Source organism: Nocardioides sp., assembly GCF_035429765.1.
Lineage (GTDB): Bacteria > Actinomycetota > Actinomycetes > Propionibacteriales > Nocardioidaceae > Nocardioides.
In genome coordinates, this window is sequence record NZ_DAOMFK010000295.1 from 1 (window position 1) to 2,633 (window position 2,633).

General features: G+C 76.8%; 1 protein-coding gene and 1 pseudogene. Both read left to right on the forward strand.

From position 1 onward, the window contains the following. A partial coding sequence (locus PLP61_RS16400; RefSeq protein ID WP_324503835.1) for a 3'-5' exonuclease occupies nt 1-2,041 on the forward strand: 2,041 nt, incomplete at its 5' end. Further along, nucleotides 2,038-2,633: pseudogene (locus PLP61_RS16405) on the forward strand (exodeoxyribonuclease V subunit alpha); the annotation flags it as partial. The gene PLP61_RS16400 and the pseudogene PLP61_RS16405, both read left to right, overlap by 4 nt.

Consider the following 2,633-nt stretch of genomic DNA (forward strand, 5'->3'; position numbering starts at 1 on the left):
CGCCGACGTCGCCGTGCTCGTCGCGACCCGCGACCAGGGCGCGCTCGTGCACGACCAGCTCACCGCCCGGGGGGTCCCGTCGGTGGTCGCCGGCGGTGGCCACGTGCTGCTCACGCCCGCCGCCGAGGAGTTCCTCGCGCTGCTGGAGGCGCTCGAGCAGCCGCACCGGTCGGGCCGGGTCCGGGCCGCCGCGGTGACGGCGTTCTTCGGGGAGACCACCGCCGGCCTGGTCGCCGGTGGCGACGAGGTCACCGACCGGGTCGCCGACGTGCTGCGCGGCTGGGCGGTCCTGCTGCGCACGCGCGGGGTGGCCGCACTCTTCGAGGCCGCCGACGAGCAGGGGCTGACCGCACGCGTCCTCCAGCACGAGGAGGGGGAGCGGCGGCTGACCGACCTGCGGCACATCGCCCAGCTGCTCCACGAGACCGCCGGCCGGGAGCGTCTCGGGCTCACCGCGCTGCTGCACTGGTTCCGGGAGGAGCGGCTGCGCAACACCCCCTCCACCGAGCGCACCCGGCGCCTGGACAGCGACGCGGCCGCGGTGCAGATCGTCACGATCCACGCCAGCAAGGGGCTGCAGTACCCCGTGCTCTACCTGCCCTTCGGGTTCGAGACCTACCAGCACCCGGTGCGCGCCGCCCTGTTCCACGACGACGCGGGCACCCGCACCCTCGACGTGTCGGGGGAGGGTCCCCGGTGGGAGGACCACGTCGTGCGGCACCAGGCCGAGGAGGCCGGCGAGGAGCTGCGGACCCTGTACGTCGCGCTGACCCGGGCCCAGTCCCAGGTCGTGACCTGGTGGGCACCGACGCCGAACACCCCGTTCGGGGGGCTGCACCGGCTGCTGTTCGGCCGGCGCCCCGGGGAGGCCGAGGTGCCCCACCGCCAGCCCGTGCGCGACCAGGACCACGAGGAGGCCGTGCTGGCTGCTCTCGCCGCACTGGGCGGGCCCGCGGTGGAGCCGTCGACGGCCACCACGACGACCCCGGCGGCCCGGGCCGAGGACCCCGGACCGCTCACCGTGCGGGACTTCGACCGTCCGGTCGACACCGACTGGAGGCGGACCTCCTACTCCGGGCTGATCCGCGTGGACGAGCCGGCGCCGGGTGTGGCGTCCGAGCCCGAGCAGACGCCGCTGGAGGACGAGCCCGCCCACGTCGACGACCTCGACGAGGACGGCCCCACCACCAGCCCGGCCACCTCGCCCCCGGCCACCCCGATGGCCGACCTGCCGGCGGGCGCAACCTTCGGCAGCCTCGTGCACGCCGTCCTGGAGCGGGCCGACCCGCAGGCCACCGACCTGCGGGCCGAGCTCCTCGCGCAGGTGGTCGAGCAGCTGGCCTGGTGGCCGGTCGAGGCGTCCCCCGAGTCCATCGTCGAGGGGCTGCTCCCGGCGTACGCCACCCCGCTCGGCCCGCTGTGCCCCGGCCTCACCCTGGCCGACATCGGGCGCGGCGACCGGCTCTGCGAGCTCGACTTCGAGTTCCCGCTGGCCGGCGGCGACCGGCGCGGTCCGGCGCGCCGGGTCCGGCTGCGTGACCTGGCCCCGCTGTGGCGCCGGCACCTGGCCCCCGACGACCCGCTGGCGCCGTACCCCGACCGACTGGCCCGGCCGCCCCTGGGCGACCAGCCGCTGCGCGGCTACCTGTCCGGCTCGATCGACGTGGTGCTGCGGGTCCCGGTGCCCGAGGCGCCGCGGTTCCTGGTGGCCGACTACAAGACCAACCTGCTGCACCGGCCGGGCTGGCCCGCGACGGCCGCCGACTACGGTCCCGACCAGCTCGCCGACGCCATGCTCCACTCCCACTACCCGCTCCAGGCGCTGCTCTACTCGGTGGTGCTGCACCGCCACCTGCGCGGTCGGCTGGCCGGCTACCGCCCCGAGCAGCACCTGGGGGGCGTGCTGTACCTCTACCTGCGGGGCATGTGCGGCCCCGGCACCCCGGTGGTCGCCGGGCACCCGGCCGGCGTGTTCAGCTGGGCCCCGTCGGCCGCGCTGGTCACCGGCGTCTCCGACCTGCTGGCGGGAGGGGTCGGGTGAGTGAGCTTTTCGAGCCCGACGGCGGCTGGGACCCCCGTCTGGTGCATCGCGCCGGAGGGCTGCTCGGCGCGGCCAACCGCGCCGGGGTCCTGGAGGCCGCCGACGTGCACGTCGCCGTCCGCGTGGCCGACCTCGTGGAGGAGCCGGACGAGACCGTGCGGCTGGCGGTGGCCCTGGCGGTGCGTGCCGTGCGGCACGGCTCGGTGTGCGTCGACCTGGCCGAGGTGCTCACCCTGCTCCCGGACCTGCCCTGGCCGGATCCGGGGACGTGGACCGACCGGGTGGCCGGCAGCGCGCTCGCTGCGGCGTCCGTGGTGCGGGTCGAGCGTGGGCTGGTCTACCTCGACCGCTACTGGCGGGAGGAGGACCAGGTCTGCCGCGACCTGCTCGCCCGGGCCGCCCAGCCGCGGCCCGTGGTGGACCCGGCCCGGCTCGCCGCCGGTGCAGCCCGGGTCTTCCCGGAGGGGTACGACGAGCAGCGGGACGCCGCGCGGGCCGCGGCCGGGCAGTGGACCACCGTGCTCACCGGCGGCCCGGGCACGGGCAAGACGACGGCGGTGGCGGGGCTGCTGGCCCTCCTCACCGAGCAGGC